We start from the raw sequence: 20,859 nt of genomic DNA on the forward strand, positions 1-20,859 counted from the left end.
CTCAGATCACCGCTACGGAAACAAACATAAAAAGCGGTACAGTTTAGGCTGCACCGCTTTTGTTTTGCATTTATCAGTCACCGAAAGCGACGCCCAGAGCCTTTGCGGTCTTGACGAGCTGGTGGTCGGCAGGGACGAATTTTGTTTTGCCTGCGACTTCTGAAAGTGGGTTTTCTGACACAACTTCATTTATCATTGCCACTGCATAGCCGTATTTATCGGCTGCGATAAGCTCTGCGGCATGGACGCCGAACTTTGTGGCGAGAACTCTGTCATAGGCTGACGGGCTGCCGCCTCTGAGCATATGACCAGGAACGCAAACTCTTGTTTCTCTGCCTGTAAGCTCTTCTATTTGCTTTGCAATTCTAGGGGTAGCAGTTGTAAGACCCTGTTCTGCACGGAGTCTTGCTCTTTCCTTCTTTTTAAGCTTTGCCTCTTCTTTATCAAAAGCACCCTCAGCTACGGCGAGGATAGAAAATCCCTTTGATTCTCTCTTTTCGCAGGCAGCGGCAAGCTTTTCGATATCATATGGTATTTCAGGAATGACTATCATATCTGCACCGCCTGCGATACCTGAATAGAGGGTGAGCCAGCCGGCTTTATTGCCCATTATTTCTGCAACGAGTATTCTTCCGTGGGAATTAGCTGTGGAATGAAGTCTGTCGATAACGTCTGTGGCTGTGTCAACAGCGGTATGGAAGCCGAACGTTACGCTTGTGCCCCAGATATCGTTGTCGATAGTTTTAGGCAGGCCGATAACGTTAAGTCCCTCGGTTGAAAGGAGGTTAGCGGTCTTATGAGTGCCGTTGCCGCCCAAGGTGAGCAGGCAATCGAGCTTCTGCTTTTTATAGGTTTCTTTCATAGCCTTTACTTTATCCACGTTATCTTCTTCGATGACCTGCATTTTCTTGAAAGGCGTTCTCTTTGTGCCGAAAATAGTTCCGCCTGTGGTAAGGATACCTGAAAAGTCAGACTGCTTCATTTCCTTGCACATATTATTGATAAGCCCATAATAGCCGTCCTCTATGCCGATTATCTGGACGTCTTCGCCAAACTTTTCATAGCAAGCCTTTGCAACGCCTCTGATAGTTGCGTTAAGTCCCGGACAATCTCCTCCGCTTGTGAGTATGCCTATTCTTTTCTTCATTTTACCAAGTCCTTTCAATGAAATTCTATCATTATCAACGATATCAATACTTATCGCTTGTGCTGAAATCTTCTATATCGGCTTCGTCGGAAGGAGTGATATCCTGCTGAGTTTCCTCAGGGGTGGCCTCGCTTTCCGGCTCATCGTCAATATATGTGAACCTTGAAGTCTGATGCTCTTTCTTATCCTTTTCACTGTTCTCGCTAAGTTTGAAACGTGCTATCATATTCTTTAGTATGAGCGACTGGCTTGAAAGCTCTTCACTTGCGGAAGCTGAACCGACTGCAGTCGAGGTATTGGCTGATACAACGGCTGATATCTGGTCTACTCCCGTATTTACCTGAACGATAGCTTCTGCCTGCGCCTCAGAAGCATCTGAGATATTTTTTACGAGATCCTTTATAGTATTTGAATTGCTTACGATATTGTTCAGCGAATCAGCAGTTTCTTCGGCTATCTTAGAGCCCTTTGAAACAGCGGCAGACTGGTTTTCGATAAGTGAAGCGGTCTGCTTTGCGGCTTCGGCTGATCTTGACGCCAGACGTCTTACCTCGTCTGCTACCACGCCAAAGCCCTTTGAACCCTCTCTTGCGGCCTCTACGGCGGCGTTAAGGGCAAGGATATTTGTTTGGAATGCGATCTCGTCAATGACCTTGATTATCTTTGAGATCTCATCAGAAGCAGTATGGATAGCATTCATGGCATTTACCATGTTGCCCATATCGCTGTTGCAGTTGTCAACGGCTTCGGTATTCTTAAGTACGATATTATAAGCGTTCTTAGAGTCCTCAGAGTTCTGAGTTATCTGCTTTGAAACATCACTGAGGGTAGCGGAAAGCTCCTCGATCGCAGAAGCCTGCTGTGTAGAACCCTGTGATACAGACTGTGCGATATTTGACACCTGAACCGCTCCTGAGTTCACCTGCTCGGCTGACATATTGATAGAAGCAAAGGTATCAGACAGTGAGTCGAGTATCTCGTTAAACGTACTCTTTATCTTATAGAAGTCGCCCTTGAAAGTGCCTTCCATTCTATGGCAAAGGTTACCCTCGGATATCTGGGTAAGAGCCACTGTAATAAGGTTGATATACTGTCTGAGGCAGACGATAGTTTCTTCCAGAGAGTTTGAAAGGACGCCAAGCTCGTCCTTGGAATACCACACGTCAACAGGGTCGGTAAGGTTGCCCTGTGCGAGAGAACGAAGTCTGTTTGTGGTAGAAATGATAGGCTTTGTTATCCTCTTTGCAAAAAGCAGAGAGAACAGCACCGTCAGGCACATAAGCACAACGCCCATTACAATGATATTAGTAAGTGCGCTGGAGCTTGCAGTGGTGAAGTCGGCAACATTTGTAACCATGACAACAGTACCGTCAAAATATGACGAACCATAATAGCCCACGATATAATTGTTATCCTTAAATTTATACTCTGTTGTACCGCTATTATTTGCAAGTATTTTCTCAACTGCATTTGTCACTTCCGTATATTCTTCATCTTTCTTACCGATCTCAAGGGCATTTTTACCTATCTGATCGGTATCCTTATGAAGAAGGATCTCTCCGTCTTTACCAACAAGATAAACATAGCCGGATTTTCCGAAGGTATATTCATTAAGAGCATTGACAAGCATATCGCTCTGAATGGTAATACAAGCGACTTTTTGTTCTGAGTTGCCAGACTTTGTTGAAGCAAGTATAGAAAAATAATTCTTACCGCCAAAGGAATATATATTGGTTATATAAGCCGAGCTTCTTTCGCAAGCGCTTACGATGTGTTCCTTTTCAACTGATGACGATACCATTTCATTATCTGTTGCAAGCACAATGCCATTGCTGTCAAAAACCGTAAAATTCAGATAGAAGCCTGTGTTGTCTGCAAAGCCACTTTTTACCGCCTTCAGTCTGTCAGCGTCAGTTTTTGCCCCTAAAAAAGAATCAGACTTTACGGTCGAAACTATATTATTCGTATAAGAGCTGATCGTCGAGTCAAAATTCTTAGCCGCCTGAACAGCCAGTGGTTCAGCGGTGCTTTTGAGCGTATCCTTTGCAGAAACGTTTATAAAATACACGGAAACCAAGCTGAGCAGCACCGTGATGATAAGTGCGATTGAAAGCATTGCCAAAAGCAGCTTTGAACGCAACGTTTTCATATACAGTTCCCCCTTATGAACTTGTTTTTAACGCAGCACACAACACTGCGATATTACGTGTTTATTATATCATAATTGCACAATTATTTCAAGTACCACAAGCATATTTTTTGTGAACTTATGATGCAATTAATGATATAGAGGTGAATAAAAATAGGTAAAAAGGGGGTAAATAAAATATGTACATAAGTCTAAGGATAAGAAAAAGGGTGATGCTTTGCGTTATAGCTGTGCTTTCTATGCTGGCGGCGGTGGCTGTTATGCCGACCTTTGCAAAAGAAGAAAAAACAGATGGGATAAAGCTTCCGATCATAATGTATCACAGCATCGTAAAAAACGAAGATTGCAGCGGTGAGTATGTCATAACGCCTATCGAGCTTGAAAAGGATCTGCTTTATCTGAAGCAGAACGGCTACACTACTGTTTTTGTAAATGACGTTATAAGATATGTGAAGCGTGGGGGCGAGCTGCCTGAGAAGCCTATTATACTGTCCTTTGATGACGGCACTTACAACTACAGAGAATATCTTCTGCCGCTTCTTGAAAAATACGATATGAAAGCCACTGTATCTATTGTGGGGGCTTACACTGACGCTGCCTGCGAGGAGGCTGAGCCTGATCCTGCTTACTCTTATCTTGACTGGCAGGACGTTTCGGTGCTTCGTGACAGCGGTCATGTGGAGATATGCAATCACTCTTACGATATGCACAATCTTGAGGGCAGGCGTGGAGTCGGTCAGCTAGAGGGGGAAAGCTACGAGGATTACCGAAAGATATTTCTTAACGACACCACGAAGCTTCAAACGCTTTGCGATGAACACTGTGGTTTTCAGCCAAACGTTTACACCTATCCTTTCGGCATAACCTGCGAAAGTGCAAGTCGGCTCGTAAAGAACATGGGGTTTGAGGCTAGTCTTGGAGTAGAGGAAAAAATCAATATAATAAAAAAAGAAGATGAGCGCTGCCTTTTTGGTCTTTACAGATACAATCGCAGCGGGATCATCTCCACAGAAGAATTCATGAAAAAAGTTTTTGGAGCATAAAAAAAGCAGCCCCTATTGGAGCCACTCTCTAAACTGAATCACCATCAGCATATTCACATTATACTCTGGCAGGTGTCGAAATTATACTTGTTTTTGTGTGATTTTTGTAAAAAAAATGTGTATTCGTGTAAGCAGAGTGAAAAATGCTGTCACAAGCAGCCAAAAGCACGTTGATACGCCACTTTTGGCTGTTTATCATCTCTTTACACAGAACTTATTTATCCTTTTTGCCGCCTTTGATCTTTCCTCTTATCCAGATAATTATTACGACAAGTGCGATAACAAGGACAATAAGGACGATAGCAAGGGCGGTATTGAGCATCTTTTTATACTGGTCCATAACATTTGCGTTTTTGGACACGGCAGATGAAGTATCGGAGCCGTCTTTCTTTTGGACGGTCTGGGTCTGCTGTTCATCTCCGCCTGCGGCTCTTATTATGGTGACAGTATAGGTGGCGGCATTGCCGTCAACGTCTGTGACGGTTATGGTTCGTACATTTTCGCCCACCTGACACTCGCTTGTGCCTGTATACCATACATAATCAGAGGGGCTTGCTGTTGTTCCCTCTATCTCAACATTGGTAACGGAATTGTCAACGTTCACTGTATAGTTATAGACATTATAGGCAAAAGCAGGAGAAAGCTCGCCGTTATCCACTGTCAGGTCTGTAAGAACGCCTTTATCGGGTATGCCGTTTGAAGGTGCGGTCTTAGTGGTAGTGGTGGTGGTAGTGGTCTTTTCGGTGGTGGTCGTGGTTTCTGTTTTGGTCTCGGTTTCCACCTTATCGCCTCCAACTGTTATGACACAATAGGCGGTAGGCGAGCCGATAAGCTCTGAATCAGGGGAATATATCTGACAGCTTTGCAGGCTTATATTTGCATTTCCTGCTGACAGACCTTTGAACGTAAAGCTGAAATCCACTTCTGAAGAGGGGGTATCAGGAAATCCGTTTACTGTAAGAACTCCTCCGCCACCTGAGGCGTTGTCGCTTGACACAAATTCTATAACGGAATCGTCATAGGCGATATTTGCCTGAACGCTTCCTATCTCTGAATCTGCGGAAAATGTCACGGACACTTCAAACTGCTGATCGGTCATGACGGGGTTTTTAGGCGGATAGAAGAAAGCCTCCCCTGTAGCATGGGCAGTGAGAGCCGTCATTGGAACTGCAAGTGCGGCTGTCAAGAGCGATGAGAATATTCTTTTTACAAGCTTTGTTTTTGTGATCATTGCTATCCCTCCCGATAACATGGATAATTATTTGGTATAAACTTTGGCTATATCAGACCACTGTCCGAAATAGGTCTTGTTCCCTGTGGCTGTATAGCTTCTCACACGGACAAAATATGTCTTTTGGCTTTTAAGATCTGTTACGGTCTTTTTGTCGGTCTTTTTTGAGGTCACCTTAACTGTCTTTGCACCGCTGAAAGATATATTTTCAGCGTAGGATATCTCATAGCCTGTAGCAGAGCCTTTCTGTGCATAGTCTATATAAAAGCCTTTTTTCACTGGCATGAGCTTTTGTATGGTCTGCCTGGCGGGGGTGATGACAAAAGACTTCGTTATCACTCCGCCATACGAACCTTTCCCTGTTACTGTTACCTTAGCTTTGCCTATATTCTTATTGCGGGAATATTTCACTATATAGTCTGTGCCGTTTTTAAGGGTCTTGCCCGAATATGTGACTGTTATGCTTTGGGTGATTTTCTTGCCTGTGAAAGACTTGTTTTTTATGCCTGCGACCTTAGCTTTGGCAATATCATATTTTGCGGTGGTCACGCTATTTGTATCAGACCATGCGCCGTTATAACGCTTGCCGCTGACTATTGTATACGAACGCACTCTTACATAATATTTCTTCCCTGCCGTCAGGTTTGAAACTGTCTTTTTATCCGTTTTGTTTGAGGATATGATCAAGGTTTTTGCACCTGCGAAGTCAGAGCGTGTACTGTACTGCAGTTCATATCCTGTGGCTGAGCCTTTCTGAGCAAAGTCGATAAAAAAGCCTTTATATCTTGTTTGCAGAGATTGTATCTTCTGTTTTGCAGGACAAATGGTAAAAGTTTTTGTTATCGTACCCTGATAGTTGCCCATGAAGCTTATGGTTATTTTTCCAACGCCTATTTTTGTATTTGAGCTATAGGAAACAGTATAATCATGTTCAGGAAGAAGAAATTTTCCTCCGTCCGTTACCATAACGTCAGGTCTTATAGGCTTGCCTGTGTAGGAGAGCGTATCAACATAATAGACGCTTGTCAATTGGGCGGACTTTGGAAGAATGTCGAATGCTTTGGCTATAGTGCCACTGTATCCGCCAATGCCTGTTATTATCATTTTGCCCTTGCCTACGGCTATATTATCGGCATAGTCAATGGTATAGTCTTTATTATTTGTCAAAGCGGTATCGCCATAGGAAAGCGTTATACTGCTTTGAGCAAGCTCATAGCCTGTGAATGTCATATGTGTTTTAAATCCTGATATCTCGCAGTCTTTTATAAGCTTTCTGTCGGTATAGACCGCCTGCACTGTCATATGGGCTGTGACTTTTGAAAAGTCTTTATCCCAGCCTGTAAAGCGTTTGCCTTTTATGGTCGGTGCTTTGGGCGGATCGGCACTTTTGCCGTATTCTACGGTCTGAGATGACAAAACTGTGCCGTTTATATCGGTGAAATCAACCGTGCAGGTATTGGCTTTCCAGCCTGCATAAAGCGTCTTTGAGCCGTCTGAAAAGCTCACGGACGTTATAGGCTCGCTCTCAAGCTGTGAATCGGCATACCAGCCTGTGAACTGTGCGCCCTCTTTTGTGGGGGCGGAAAGCTGTGCGGTTTCGCCCTCGCCAAGCTCATCAGGGTTGAGGGGGCTGTTTTCGCCGCCGTTAAGGATATAATCTATCTTTGCTTTGTCACTTGGGGTGACTGTTGCGGAAACTGTGGTGTTTTCTGTGAAAACTGTGTTGCTGTTCACAGGTTCGCCTTTACGATACCAGCCGAGAGTGTAGCCCTGCTGAACGTTCACATTCGGGAACACGGCTTTGCCTGCATAGTCGGTGCAGACTTCTATGGTCTGTGCCACAGCGGAGAATGTTATCTTATGGGAAGCCTGCTCACTATATGAGGTCTGGCGCACAAGAGTGCCGTCCATTGTCCACTTTGCGCTGTCTTTGAACTTTTCACCGTAGGTGTTCATTGCATATGCCCCTTGAGAAAGTGCATTTTTTGCAGAAAGGCTTGAAACCAGGCTGTCGCTGTCATTGCTGTAACAGCCGTATGCGTTCACAACGGAAACGGCAATATCCCTGCCTCCTATAAAGGCATTTGTAATGGCGGAGCTGTTTTCCCTTAGGTTTGAAGAACACTCTGTTATGATACCACAGGAATGTCTTCCTATGACGCCACCTGAATAGACTTCTCCTGACACGGTGCCGTCAAAGGTGCAGGCTTTTATGGCTGTTCCTTGATAAAAACCCACTATTCCACCTGCGTAATCGCCTTTCACTATACAGTTTTTCAGGGAAATGTTATTTATCTCCGCACCATTTTTTATGTATGCGAAAAGCCCTGAATACTCCCCTGAGGAGATAACTGCGTTTTTTATAAGATGTCCGTTGCCGTCAAAATAGCCCATGAATGGGTTTTCAGAATCGCCTACGGGTGAGATAGTTTTTCCGTCAAAGTCAAGGTCAGCTTCAAGGGTGACTAGCTTGCCCTCGAAGCTTTCGCCACTGCTGACACGCTTTGCAAAGCTTTCCCACTGGGCTTCGGTTGTTATGACAAGGGCTTCGTCCTGTTCTTCTGCGGCGGAGATAAGGAGCTTTTGTGCGTTTGAGATATCATTTTTAGAAGCGTTCTCGTCTGCAAGCACCGTTCGGGCGTTGTTTGCTTCCCTTTCACAGCCTGCAAGGGTGCCGTACTTCGCAAGGGTGGTTTCAAGTGAACTTTTATCGGGCTTTGCAGTATCGTCAGTATAAGCATAGATAAAAAGACTTCCTATGGAGTCGGTCTTATCTGCTCCAACGTCAGACCAATATTTGCCGTTAAGAGAAACATAGCTTTGCCCTGACTGCGCCTTTGATGTTCGGTCGCTTTCTGCAAGGAGATATCCCCTGCCGCTGTCACCGCTGAATTTTACTGAAATGGAATATTTCTCGCCCTCTTCAAGGAGGATATCCTCGGGAAAGTCAACTGTATAAAAGCCGTTTGCGGACACTGAGTCGCTTATCTGCGTTTCAAGGACGCCTATAGGGTCGCTGTCGGAAACGTTGGTATAGACGCTCAGGGTGTAATCCGCACTGCCCGTTTTGCCCACATACATAAAGCCTGCTTTATCAAGCTTTTCATCGGCTTTAGCGGTGAAAACATTTGCACCGTAAACAGAGCCGTCGTTGCTGGCGTTCACAACATAGCCTGTCATTTTGCTGTAGTGATATGTATTATCACAGCTTTCTTCAAAGTCATAGCAGCAAAACTGTCCGAACTCTGCTTCGTCATAGGACACCCAATAGAAGCCGTCATTGTCCTGATCTGCGCCCCACGAGCCTTTCACAAGCCATGCACCGTTATTGGCAGGCTTATATCTGAAATTATCCTTACTGTAGTTATCGTCCCAGCCCACCACTGTGACGGAATGATTTATGATAGTGTTTTTTGAGGCGTCGGGATCATAGTAGGCAGTATTGTTATGATTCATATAGCCATTTCCTGCAAAATAGCTTGCGGAAACTGCTCCAAGCTCCATTATTTTACGCTTCACCTGCGTGGTGCTTGAAAGCTCCATGACATAATTCAGCCTGTATTCGCTGACGCTTTTCTTATTTTCGGAAACTATCATATTCCCTGTGCCGGATTCTAAAAACGGCTCGTAATCCTCATAGCATAGTCCCTGACCATTTGCAAGGGCAGAGGCCGCAAAGAGCCAGTTTCCCCCTGATGAAAAATCGTCTTTACCTGTGGCTGTGCCTGAATTTGAGGACAGCACCAAGGCAGGCACTGAAAATTCTGTGGAGGGGTTTTCAAGCCCCTTTTTGATAAGATCCTGTTCTGCGCAGGCAAGGGCTGAGAATGCCCAGCAAGCACCTGTTGAAGCCTGATCTTTTACTGTTGTGATCTCTCCTGAGCTTCTTGGGTCATAGGTGGATGGGAGCTTTCGGGCAGCTAGTCTTGCAGGGGACTTCATCTGATAGTCACCGTCTGTGCTTTTGGCCACGCCCTCTATCTCATAGCTATAGCCGTTATGGGTAAAGTTTACGGGAACGACTTTTATGCCGTTATCCTCGTTGGCAAGTGCAAAAGTCTGCGCCGAAAGCTGAAAAGCCAAGAGCAAAGCTGTCAAAAGCCCTGCCGCACCTTTCATTCTTCTCATTTTCCGCCCTCCTGTTTATATCAGGTTATGGTTATCTTTCTTGTATACTCGTTTGAAATACATCTGCCGTATGCCGCTGTTTCTCTAAGTCTTACTGCGTTCTTTTCAAGGAAAGCAACACGCTTTGCATAGTCGGAGATATCCTCAAGCTTTTTCAGCGAGGTATCATACTCAAGCGTTCTGTTTTCAGCCTGCGCAAGTATACGTGTGCCTGTGCGGTTAAAGGCAAGTATCCTGCCGTATGGCACTTGTCTGATATCGTCCTTTCTGATGCCGAGAACAAGGTGCAGGACCATTCTTCTTACTCTTGCCATGGTGATATTCTTTGACTTTATACGCTGTTCAAAGATATCCATAGTTTCAGGGCAGGAGCTTACGACAGACATAAATCTGTTGGCAAGGTGTTCGTCGCAGTCAGGTAGGGCTAGAAAATCTTCTCTTGAAGCTGTGCAGAGCTTGAAAAGCATTTCTCTGCCTGCCTGCCGGGTAAAGGACGGCTTACAGCCCTCAAAATCATATGGAACAAATTTCTGCCACTCACCGCCCTCTTTTATAAGCTCTCTTATATGAGAAGCCGAAGCAAAATCACCAGACTCTGCCTGAGAATCATGTGCAACAGCTTCACGCTTTACGGCATAAGGCACTAGCCATGGGGCTATACGCTTTGCCGCCTTTATATACTCCACTGCAAGAACGTTATTTGGTGTGGAGAATATCTCTTCGGCGGTTCTGCCATAAAGACCTATGGAGGCTTCATACATAGCCTGCGGGTAGGACTTTCCCTGAGATAAAAGTTCTCTTACCTGCTGTGAATTTTCAAGCATTGCGGATATTTCAGCTGCCTGTTCAAGGGCGTTCCTATCACCGCTTTCACAGCCGAAAGACAAGGTCGTTACCACGTCCTCCCCAAGACCTGCAAGAAGCCTTACTGCACTTCTTGCAAAGACCTCACTGTTTGAACATGAGAACGGGCATGGCAGTTCTATAACAAGGTCTGCACCGTTTCTTATAGCAGCCTGCGCTCTGTCATATTTTGAGAAAACAGCCGCTGAGCCACGCTGCACGCAATCGCCGCTCATTACTGCGACGATACCCTCTGCGCCAGCCTGTCTTGTGGCTTGTATCTGATATTTGTGTCCGTTATGGAACGGATTATATTCCGCAACTATTCCCGCAATTTTCATTTTTTACTCCTCTTTCTACCCTATGCATATTTTATTCCGTCTTTCAAAAGCTTACTGCGAATTATGATACTAATATGTTAAGCCCTAGTAAAAAAAATTGTGCAATATGTATATTTATGAAAAAAGCTCTTGAAATTTATCATTAATATTGATATACTATAAGTATATGATATTATGGGCTTAAAGTCAAGCCCGTTATCTGACATATTATAATCGGGAGGAGATTTTTTCCAATGAAAATCTTAGTTGTAAACGCAGGTTCATCATCACTTAAATATCAGCTTCTGGATATGAAGGACGAGTCTGTTATCGCAAAGGGCAACTGCGACCGTATCGGTATCGACGGCCATGTGAGCGCAAAGACAGGCGACGGCAGACACATCGAGGAGGATTGCAGTTTCCCTACTCACACTGAGGCTTTTGAAAAGCTCGTTGAGGTACTCACATCAGGCGAAACAAAGGTCATCGACTCTATGTCTGAGATATCAGCCGTTGGTCACAGAATAGTTCAGGGTGCTGAGGTATTCAAGGTGACCTGCCTTGTAACAGACGAAGTTATCGACCAGATCGACGCACTGGCTGAGCTTGCACCTGTACATAACCACCCACACGCTCTTGCACTGAGAGCCTGCAAGGCAGTTATCCCAGCAGGCACACCACAGGTAGTTGTATTCGACACTGCTTTCCACTCAACAATGCCAAGAAAGGCTTATCTCTACGGTCTGCCATACGAGTGCTACACTGATCTTCATGTAAGAAAATACGGCTTCCACGGAACATCACACAGATTTGTTTCAGGCGAGCTTGCAAGAGTAATGGGCAAGCCTATCGAGGAGCTTAAGATAGTTTCATGCCACCTTGGCAACGGCTCATCTATCACAGCTATCAACGGCGGCAAGTCTGTTGACACATCAATGGGCTTCACTCCTCTTGACGGTCTTGTAATGGGCACACGCTGCGGTTCTGTTGACCCTTCTGCTGTTGACTATGTTGAGAAGAAAATGGGCTTTACACCTGACCAGATGACAGAATACATGAACAAGAAGTCAGGCTTCCTTGGTCTTTCTGGTATCGGCTCTGACAACAGAGATATTCAGGCTGCTGCAAGCGAGGGCAACGAGAGAGCGCTTATCGTAAGCGAGATATTTGCTTATCAGATCAAGAAGTTCATAGGTTCATACGCTGCTGCAATGAACGGTCTTGACGCTGTTATCTTCACAGGCGGTATCGGTGAGAACGCACCTGAGGTAAGAGCGGCTGCTTGCTCAAATCTCGATATCCTCGGTATCCACATTGACGCTGAGAAAAATCTCTGCCGTGGAATACTCAAGGAGATCTCCACAGACGATTCTAAGACAAAGGTTTACGTTATCCCTACAAATGAGGAGCTTCTCATTGCAAGAGATACTCTGGCACTTGTTACAAAGTAATATTTCAGATAACATTAAGGACGGCTTTCTTATGAGAGCCGTCTTTTTTTGCACATAAAAAAGGCACAGGAGAGGTCTTCCTGTGCCTTGATTTGTTTGAATGTACGATATCGGCTATATACGTTTTCCAAACACATTGTATCAGGTCTTAACGCCTGAGAACTGCGTCTGATAAAGTCTGTAGTAACAGCCCTTGGCGGCGATAAGCTCCTCATGGCTACCCTGCTCTGCAACACGTCCACCGTCGATAACGACTATCTTATCGGCGTCACGGATAGTGGAAAGTCGGTGAGCGATGATAAGGGACGTTCTGTTTTTCATAAGAGCCACCATTGCGGACTGAATGTGCATCTCAGTTCTGGTATCAACTGAGGAAGTGGCTTCGTCAAGAATAAGTATCTTCGGGTCGGCAAGCACTGCTCTTGCTATGGAGAGAAGCTGACGCTGACCTTGTGAAAGGTTTGAGCCGCCCTCGGCAAGCACTGTGTCGTAACCCTCGGGAAGTCTTTCTATGAACTCGTCTGCGTTCGCAAACTTTGCCGCCGCCTTTATTTCATCAAGGGTGGCGTTTTCTCTGCCGTAGCGGATATTCTCCTCTATGGTGTCCTTAAAAAGCACTGTATCCTGCAAAACTATGGCTATGGAACGTCTGAGCTTGTCTTTCGGGATATCGTAAATGCTCTGACCGTCTATGGTTATCTCACCGCTGTCAACGGGATAAAATCTTGTGAGAAGATTTACTATGGTGGTCTTGCCAGAGCCTGTTGCACCGACTATGGCTATTTTCTGACCTGCTTTTACTTCAAGATCGAGGTCTTTCAGCACCTGTTTTTCAGGAACGTACGAGAAGTCGATATGCTTGAAGTCGATATCGCCTTTGACGTTTTCCACCTCAAAGTCAGCCTTGCCCTCGTCAGTTTCCTTATCGGCGTCCATGACCTCAAAGATACGCTCTGCGCCTGCTATTGCGGTCTGGATATTCGCAAACTGGTTTGCAATCTCATTGATAGGACGTGAGAACTGTTTTGAATAGAGTATAAAAGCCTGAATAGTTCCCACTGTTATAAAGCCTTTTATTGCGAACCAGCCACCAAAGGCTGCGATAAGGATAAAGCCGAAATTGGATATTAAGTTCATGCAAGGACCCATTACACCACCGAATATCTGAGCTTTTATGCCACATTTTTTCAGATTGTTGCTCATTTTCTCGAACTTGTCAACAGCGTCCTGCTCTTTGCCATAGGAAACGACCGTTCTATAACCAACGACCATTTCTTCCACTTCACCGTTTATCTCGCCAAGAAGCACCTGCTGTTTGATGAAGTATTTCTTCATATACTTTGTGAGTACGCCTGAAACGAATATGGTAAGGAACACTGTAGACAGCGAGATAAGGGTAAGAAGCGGTGAATACAGAAGCATTATGACAACTGTTCCCACTATGGTCAGCACGCCTGAGATGAGCGAGCCTATAGACTGAGAGATAGTTGTGGAGATATTCTCGACGTCGTTTGTCATACGGCTCATTATATCGCCATGGCTATGGGTATCAAGATATTTTATAGGAAGTCTTACAAGGCTTGAGAACAAGTCTTTACGCATGGTCTTTACTGTGTACTGTGAAAGCTTTGCGGAGAATATTCCCTGCATATAGGTGAAAACAGAGGACAGGAGATAAACTGTCCCAAGACCTATGAGCGTTTTGCCAAGCGCACCGAAGTCAACGCTTGTTTTCTTTTTGGTGAGAGTAATGCAGTCTATGGCTATTTGCTGTATTGACGGTGCGGCAAGGTTGAGCAGAGTTATAATGAGCATTACACCGATAAGAGCGAAAAACAGATATCTGTTTCTTCCTATGTAGCCGATAAGCTTTTTAAGGGTGTTCTTTGCGTCCTTAGGCTTTTCCATTGTGAGCCTTGCACCGTGAGGTCCGCCCGGTTTTCTTCCGCCGGGTCCCATTGGAGGCATTGGAGGCATTACACTTCACCTCCTGACGTTTTTACCTGTGAAGCGTAGATATCCTGATATACCTCGCAGGTCTTTAATAGATTTTCATGAGTATCGCAGGCACAAAGCTTGCCGTGGTCAAGGACGGCTATCCTGTCGCATGATTTTACGCTCTGGATACGCTGTGCGATTATGATAAGGGTAGTGCCATTCATTTTGCGGTCTATCTCCGCACGAAGCTTTGCTTCTGTGCCAAGGTCGAGGGCGGAGGTGGAATCATCAAGAATGAGGATCTCAGGTTTTTTAAGTACCGCTCTTGAGATAGAAAGCCTTTGCTTCTGACCGCCTGACAGTGAAGCACCCTTTTCGGCTATAATACCCTCATAGCCTGCAGGTATCTTCTGAATGAATTCGTCAGCCTGAGCTGCCTGTGCGGCGGAGATGACCTCCTCATGGGTAGCGTTTTTGTCGCCCCACTTTATGTTGTCCTCAACTGTGCCTGAGAAAAGCTCGCTCTTTTGCAGGACTATGCCAACTTTCTTTCTAAGCTCGTCAAGCTTGCAATCCTTGACGTTTACGCCGTCAACAAGGACTTCCCCTGCTGTGCAATCATAAAATCTTGGAATAAGATTTACAAGTGAAGATTTTCCCGAACCAGTTGCACCTAGTATGGCGACGCTCTCGCCTGACTTTATATCAAGGGTAAGGTCTGAGATAACAGGTCTGCCCTTGGTTTCTGGATAGGAGAATGAAACGTTTTTAAAGCTCACTGTGCCGCCTGTTTTATCTGAAAGGGAAACGCTGCCGCTTTTTATAACAGGGTCAGTTTCGAGGACTTCTCTCAGTCTGTTTGCAGATGCGGAAGCCTTTGCGAGGGTCTGGAACATCATAGACATCATCATTACGCCATGCAAGACCTGAGTAAGATATGTGATAGCCGCCATGACCTCGCCGACCTTCATATCTTGCGCCTGCACCTGCCAGCCGCCTATAACTATAACGGCAATAACAGACAGATTGAGTATTATCATAAGAAGCGGCTGAAGGATAGCCATAAGGGTCTGAACACGGAGGTTTGATTCCATAAGGCTTATATTTGCATCGTCAAAACGCTTTTCTTCTGTATCCTCTCTGACATAGGCTTTTACTACTCTTGCGCCTGTGACGTTCTCCTGAACCACAGAGTTTACGCTGTCAAGACGTTTTGCAACGATAGAATAGTATGGGTTTGCCTTTTTGAGAATTATTATCATCATGATTATCTCGACAGGCAAGGCACATAGGATTATTATTCCAAAGCGAACGTTCAGAGTGAGCATCATGATTATTCCACCAAAGAACAGCAGGCTGTCACGCACCAACATTCTCAGCATGAAGTCTACCATTTGCTGGATAGCGGTTATATCCGCTGTAAGACGTGTTACCAATGAGCCTGTGGTGAACTTGTCGGTCTGTTCAAATGAAAGACCCATGACACGCCTAAAAACGTCCACACGCAGATCTCGTGAAAAGCTTTGGGAAGCTATCCCACCGAATGCAGAAGCCGCAATTCCGCAAGCTCCGCCGCCTATAAGAACAAGGAGCATGAGAAGTCCCGTTCTTATGATAAGATCCATATCCTGACCCAGCACGCCGTCGTCAACTATTTTTGACATAAGCTTTGGCTGAAGCAGGTCGCCCAGCACTTCTCCCACCATGGATAGAGGTGTCAGCACCGCAAACAGTGCATAGGGCTTCAAGTATTTGCTTAGTTTTACTTTCAAAGCAGTTCCTCCTAAAATTTTATTTCAGGCTACTTATACGCAGGGGAACATTGACGGAAGATAGCAAATGCAGAGCAGTGGGCTGTTAAGGACGCCAGCCCCTACAAAATGTGTGATATAACTTTTTTATGTAGTGGCGAACAGCGTTCGCCCGCATTGCTTTTGTTTTGCTAATGATCGCATCGACTTTTCACTGCTGGTGACAAGGCAGAGCCTTTGAAATCACAGCCCTAATTGTGCATTATCTCAAGCTCCCTGGACAGCTCCTGCGCTGTCATTTTTCTGCTGAGGGAGGCTTTGTCTATCATTATGGTAACAGGCTCTTTTCCGTGGATATCGAACCAGTTGTCAGAGAAAACGCAATCTGCGGTCTTCAGGCTGAGGCAGACGCTTTTGGCGTAATTCTCGGCACAGAATGTCAGGGCGAATTTATCCTCGCTTTCGGAAATGCCGTAAGTTATGGCAGGCTCTAAGAATGTAAATTCTTTCGGGCGCACAAAGAGCGTTGTGCCAAAACTCAACACCTTGCCGTTTTCCATAATGGAATATTCGAGATATTTTTCACGAGGGTCGGTACGGCTGACAAGCTCCTGCGAAAGGTCTATGTCAAGGACGTTTTGTGCGGTAAGAGCCGGAATGTTCACGGATTTTTCTCCGCTTTGCAAAATTTCAGCTTTATTGTTTCTCAGCGTCCATTTTACCACGCCCTCAAAGGCTGTCATGCGTTCGTTAGATATATTAAGGACAGGCTTTTTTCTATCGGTATCGTCGCAGGAGATAAGGCATGGAGCGTAAAAACGCTTTGCATAATAATGCAGACCTTTCCACCTGCCGAAATAGTCGATACTTGACCACGAGATAACAGGGTTTGAATCGTTCACCTGCCAATAGGCAGAGCCCATACATCTGCCTCTCGCTCTTCTCATATGCTCAACATTTGAGCGTATGCAATCCGCCTGAACGAGCTGTGAGGAATAGATGAGCTGTTTGAAATCGTACGGATATCTTACCATTTGAGCGAGATAGTACATTATCTTCTCGTTGCCCTGAACGCACTTCTGATGTGCCGCCATAACTGGTGAGCAAAGGTCAAAGTCGCCCTTTGTTTCATCAGCAAAGGCACGGCAGGTCTTTATATCAGGCAGGCTTTCAAAGCCGTACTCCGAACAGAAACGGTAATAGAACTCTCTGAACGCTTCGATAGGCTTGAAGTTGTGCCAAACGTCCCAATAGTGCATATCACCTGCATGGTTTGAGGAAGCGTCCTTGAAGCCTCCCCCTGATGAAGGTGATGACGGCCAATAGAAGGTGTTTTCGCAGGGGTCATAGGCTTTAAGCACCTGTGGGATAATATCCTCAAAAATAATAAGATAGTCACGCTTTGCTTCCTCGTCCTCGGGAAGACCCCAATATTCCCATGCGGATTCTATCTCGTTGTTGCCACACCACAGACCAAGAGAGGGGTGGTTTCTCAGGCGGATAACGTTGTCACGAACTTCCCCACGGACAGTTTCTTCAAACTCCTCTGTGAGCAGATATGCAGAGCAGGCGAACATAAAGTCCTGCCATACTATGATACCATTCTCGTCGCAGTAGTCATAGAAATACTCGTCAGGATAATAACCGCCTCCCCACACTCTTATAAAGTTATAGTTTGCGGCCTTGCAGTCTGCAAGGAGCTTTCTTGTTTTCTCCTCGTTACAGCGTGTGACTATCTGGTCTTCGGGGATATAGTTTGCGCCCATGGCAAATATCTTCACACCGTTGTTTATAAAGCAGAACTCCTCGTCCCACTGATCTTTTTCACGGCTGACAGTTAAAGTTCTAAGACCTATGCGCTGTGTATTTTTATCTGTGCAAGCGTCATTTTCATCATACAAAGTCACGGCACAGCTATAAAGTGGCTGTTCGCCATAGCCGTTCACCCACCAAAGCTGAGGGTCGTTTATCACAAGCTCTGTTTCATAATATTCTGCACTTTCCTCCAGGCTTATGTCGGCTTTTGCGGTGATATTGCCCTGCGGGTCGGATATTTCCACCATAGCTTTTTTACAGCCGTGGTTTTCTATATGCAAAAGGGCTTTCAAAGTCACTTTGTTCTCGGTATGTTTCTGGCTGTAGTAGACGTCAAGTATACGTCCTGCATCTGGGACGATAAGGGATACACTGCGCCATATTCCCATGTCAGGGAGCATTGGACCCCAATCCCAGCCGAACATACAATGGGCTTTTCTTATATGTGTATAGCCTGTCATGGTGGAGTCAACGCCCCAAAGGTGACGTTTTTCGTCCATTTCTTTTATGTATCTGTTTGGCGAGGTTATTTTCACTGTGAGAGTGTTGTCCCCCTCTTTGATAATACCATGGACAGGAAACTCCCACACTCTGTGCATATTGTTCACTCTGCCGAGGTGAATGCCGTTGAGATAGACGTTTGCTATGGTATCAATGCCGTCAAAGTGCAGGACAGTATTCTCGCACTCCACTGCGGCCTTGTCTGCGGTGAATGTGGTTTCAAAATCGTAATCATCATCACATATCTGTGTTGAGATATACTCGTTCTCACGATAATATGGGTCGGGTATCTTTTTATAGTCAAGCAGGGTCTTATATACAGAGCATGGAACTTTGCAATCAAAGCTCTCCTGCGAGCCTGCTTTTTTCATTTTCCAGTTATCGTTAAGGCTTACTGTTATACTCATTATTTTTCTCCTTATTTATCATGGACGCAGAAAAGGTTTGTTTCCCATGCGGGGTAGTATCTTTCCTGACGAATATAGAATTTGTATCCTTTGCAAAGGCTGTTTATATACAGAGGCAGGGTGATGTAATCATATGGTCTGTGATACAAGGCACAGCATATTTTGGGGGCATAGCGTGAAATGGTATATTCACTGCCCTTGATAGCTTCTAGGTCTGCTCCCTCAACGTCATATTTTATATAGGTGCATTTTTTGCCTGCAAGAACGCTGTCCAGACTTCTTGCACGAACCTTTTTTCCTGCGGCATCTACTCTGCCCTGTCTGCCTGCGCCACCTGCAAAGCTAAGTTCGGTATCTACGCTCCATGCGGCGGCGTTATAAAAGCTTATATTGTCATTGGCTTTTAGATTTTTCAGGCATTTCTGAAAGTTTTTTCTCTCAGGTTCGAGGGCATATATTCTCTCATACTTTCCCCCTGTGCGTGAGATAAGCTCTGCGGCAGTGTCGCCTGTGTATGCTCCCAAGTCGCAGTATATCTCGTTTTCTCCAAGGGGAAGTATCTCGGTTATCTTGTCCTTATCCGTAAATATCTCACGGATATAAGAAAGCTTGCCTGTTATCTTGAACGCTGTCAGTTTTTCAAAGGTAAGCTTTGAAATATCGTCATCAAAAAGACGGTAAGCTTTTTCAGCCTGAGAATACATTGAGAGAAGCTTTTCCTTGCTGAAATTTTCATCGCCTGCAACGCACATTTCCGGCACTATGACCTCGCAGCTTTTTTCAATATTGTCGATACGCTCCATTATCTCAGGCAGGCTCGTGCCAAAGCCAAGCACAACTGTGATATCCCCAAACTGCGCTTGCACCTGTGAGAAAGTCTGCACCTTAAACCCTCTGAAGCTTTGTCCACGGACAAAATCGTCGCTTGCAAAAACACCTGTGCATTTTATGCCAAGTCTATCAAATTCATCAAGAAGCTTTTCCGCTCCATCGCCCATGCCGTATATGAATATCGGCTTTTCGCAGGTCTTGAGCCTGTCCCACGAGCTTTCAAGGGACTGAAAATATTCTTTTGAAAACATTCACACTTTCCTCTCCAAAAAAGGCTCTCACAGAAAGATCTGCGAAAGCCCCTTATTCTTATAGAACTTTATATGATATCGTCATCGATATCAAAATCATCATGATCATGGCAATGACCGCCGTCACCGCCGACCATATCTCTGCCCCTTACACGGTATCTATCACGATTTATATCGATATACTTATCAAGCCGTGCAAGCACATCTCTTGGCGCTTTTATGGACTTGACTTCCTTAATAGGCGTATCAACGTCTTTGACATTCATTACTATTGTGCCACAGCCGAACATTCTTTGTCCGAACGGCAGGACAAGCTTTTTGTCGATGACCCTATAAAGGTCAAGCTCGTCTTCCTCTATGCTGAGAAAACCTTTGCGTGTTATAAACTTATCTTCTGTGAGAAAATATCTTGTAAATGATATAGGCAGACCAAAAATCGTTCTTTTCTTATCTGTCCAAATGTAATTGATAACGTCTTTTTTCATAAAACGACGTCGCCTCCCTCAAGATGATCTATAATTTTTTACAAAGACATCATTGCAAACTGGTGGCACAAAAAAGTTGCTGACCATGTTTTTGCAACGATCCTCCCGTATATTTTACCACGCAATAAAGCTTTTGTCAAGAAATTATCCTTTGTAAAAGCTATGTAAAAATACTATTCATATACATATTTCTAATTGATTATATTTATATTAACAAATATAATATCATGCATTTATTTTAATATTTAATTAATTATATAGCAATCTTTGCTGGCGTTTTCGACTTTTTTCTACATAAAATGAGCTTTCATAACAATGTAAAGTTGATGTAAAATATAATGAATCGTCAATTTATTCATATAATGTATTGATTTAAACGACACAAAAGCTTATTTTCTCTGTGTAAATTACAATATTTGCACAATTATCTCATTTAAAATTTGGTCATAACCGACATTTGTTTATTTACTATGTATAGATTGTTGCGTGTTTCTTAAAACATAGTACAAAAAGCAAGAAAATTAAGTAAAAAACTTGAAATTATATCGTAAAAATGTTATACTGCAAG

General features: G+C 44.6%; 12 protein-coding genes. 2 read left to right on the forward strand and 10 right to left on the reverse strand.

What is annotated here, in order from left to right:
- Positions 1 to 73 precede the first annotated feature (73 nt).
- Positions 74 to 1,147: a 6-phosphofructokinase gene (locus AB5627_RS03500; RefSeq protein ID WP_022286606.1), complete on the reverse strand. Its 1,074-nt coding sequence runs from the start codon at positions 1,145 to 1,147 to the stop codon at positions 74 to 76.
- Between the two features lie 43 nt (positions 1,148 to 1,190).
- The gene (locus tag AB5627_RS03505; RefSeq protein WP_022286607.1) at positions 1,191 to 3,296 is read right to left on the reverse strand and encodes a methyl-accepting chemotaxis protein; all 2,106 of its coding nucleotides are present in this window, start codon (positions 3,294 to 3,296) and stop codon (positions 1,191 to 1,193) included.
- A 179-nt stretch (positions 3,297 to 3,475) separates the two neighbouring features.
- Here AB5627_RS03505 and AB5627_RS03510 point away from each other — a divergent pair, with 179 nt between their 5' ends.
- The gene (locus AB5627_RS03510) at positions 3,476 to 4,339 is read left to right on the forward strand and encodes a polysaccharide deacetylase family protein (RefSeq protein ID WP_022286608.1); all 864 of its coding nucleotides are present in this window, start codon (positions 3,476 to 3,478) and stop codon (positions 4,337 to 4,339) included.
- 214 nt (positions 4,340 to 4,553) lie between these two features.
- On the opposite strand, the gene AB5627_RS03515 is transcribed toward AB5627_RS03510, so the two are convergent.
- From AB5627_RS03515 to AB5627_RS03525, 3 genes are read right to left on the reverse strand one after another with little or no spacing between them, the layout of a single operon-like run.
- The gene (locus AB5627_RS03515) at positions 4,554 to 5,570 is read right to left on the reverse strand and encodes a cadherin-like beta sandwich domain-containing protein (protein ID WP_022286609.1); all 1,017 of its coding nucleotides are present in this window, start codon (positions 5,568 to 5,570) and stop codon (positions 4,554 to 4,556) included.
- A 27-nt stretch (positions 5,571 to 5,597) separates the two neighbouring features.
- Complete coding sequence (locus tag AB5627_RS03520) at positions 5,598 to 9,698, reverse strand: C1 family peptidase (RefSeq protein ID WP_368369674.1); 4,101 nt, start codon at positions 9,696 to 9,698, stop codon at positions 5,598 to 5,600.
- 20 nt (positions 9,699 to 9,718) lie between these two features.
- Positions 9,719 to 10,882, reverse strand: coding sequence for a nucleotidyltransferase family protein (locus AB5627_RS03525; protein WP_022286611.1), 1,164 nt, complete (start codon positions 10,880 to 10,882; stop codon positions 9,719 to 9,721).
- A gap of 233 nt (positions 10,883 to 11,115) precedes the next feature.
- Here AB5627_RS03525 and AB5627_RS03530 point away from each other — a divergent pair, with 233 nt between their 5' ends.
- Complete coding sequence (locus AB5627_RS03530) at positions 11,116 to 12,312, forward strand: acetate/propionate family kinase (RefSeq protein WP_022286612.1); 1,197 nt, start codon at positions 11,116 to 11,118, stop codon at positions 12,310 to 12,312.
- Between the two features lie 141 nt (positions 12,313 to 12,453).
- Here the strand turns inward: AB5627_RS03530 and AB5627_RS03535 are convergent, their stop codons facing one another.
- The 5 genes from AB5627_RS03535 to AB5627_RS03555 all read right to left on the reverse strand — a co-directional run bounded on the left by AB5627_RS03535 (position 12,454) and on the right by AB5627_RS03555 (position 20,291).
- Complete coding sequence (locus tag AB5627_RS03535) at positions 12,454 to 14,289, reverse strand: ABC transporter ATP-binding protein (protein WP_022286613.1); 1,836 nt, start codon at positions 14,287 to 14,289, stop codon at positions 12,454 to 12,456.
- Positions 14,289 to 16,022 (reverse strand): ABC transporter ATP-binding protein, encoded by a 1,734-nt coding sequence (locus AB5627_RS03540; RefSeq protein ID WP_022286614.1) that lies wholly within the window; start codon positions 16,020 to 16,022, stop codon positions 14,289 to 14,291. Before AB5627_RS03540 ends, AB5627_RS03535 begins: the two co-directional genes overlap by 1 nt.
- Positions 16,023 to 16,252: 230 nt before the next feature.
- Positions 16,253 to 18,724 (reverse strand): glycoside hydrolase family 2 protein, encoded by a 2,472-nt coding sequence (locus AB5627_RS03545; protein WP_022286615.1) that lies wholly within the window; start codon positions 18,722 to 18,724, stop codon positions 16,253 to 16,255.
- An 11-nt stretch (positions 18,725 to 18,735) separates the two neighbouring features.
- Positions 18,736 to 19,806, reverse strand: coding sequence for an FkbM family methyltransferase (locus AB5627_RS03550; RefSeq protein WP_022286616.1), 1,071 nt, complete (start codon positions 19,804 to 19,806; stop codon positions 18,736 to 18,738).
- A gap of 68 nt (positions 19,807 to 19,874) precedes the next feature.
- Complete coding sequence (locus AB5627_RS03555; RefSeq protein WP_368369675.1) at positions 19,875 to 20,291, reverse strand: PH domain-containing protein; 417 nt, start codon at positions 20,289 to 20,291, stop codon at positions 19,875 to 19,877.
- Between the last annotated feature and the right edge of the window lie 568 nt (positions 20,292 to 20,859).

The organism is Ruminococcus sp. RTP21198st1_G1_RTP21198_201120 (assembly GCF_040924265.1).
Taxonomy (GTDB): Bacteria; Bacillota; Clostridia; order Oscillospirales; family Ruminococcaceae; genus Hominimerdicola; species Hominimerdicola aceti.